Source organism: Roseibium sp. RKSG952 (assembly GCF_009711355.1).
In genome coordinates this window covers 1-401 of the sequence record NZ_SMMF01000224.1, presented here as the reverse complement: position 1 = coordinate 401, position 401 = coordinate 1, and the positions used below count along the sequence as shown (strand labels likewise).

At 61.6% G+C, this 401-nt stretch carries 1 pseudogene; it reads left to right on the top strand.

Going from position 1 to position 401, the window contains the following annotated elements:
- Nucleotides 1-401, top strand: a pseudogene (locus tag E1297_RS48800) (Fe-S cluster assembly protein SufD); the annotation flags it as partial.

Genomic DNA, 401 nt, shown 5'->3' with positions numbered 1-401 from the left:
CTTGAGGGCGATCGCGCAGCAGAATTGCTTGCAAGCCCCAAGACCGCGTCGAATGACGGAGTTTTGGCGCTGAACACGGCTTTCGTGCAAGGCGGTGTGATCATCAACGTGCGCGAAGGCGCGGACGTCTCCAAACCTGTTGAGCTGGTTCATGTGGGAACCGGATCCGGTGCAATCGTCACCCGGTCGCAGATCCGGGTGGGCAAGGGCGCGCAGCTGCGGGTTCTGGAAAGCTTTGCCGGGGATACGGGCAATGGCGAAATCAATGCAGTGTTCGACTATCATGTCGCCGACACTGCAAAGGTCGCGGCCACCCGGTTGATCGCAGGGGAGAGTGATCCGGCTCGCCTGTTCACCACGATTGCGACCCTGGGCGCGGAAGCCGGGTTCAAGTCGCTCGG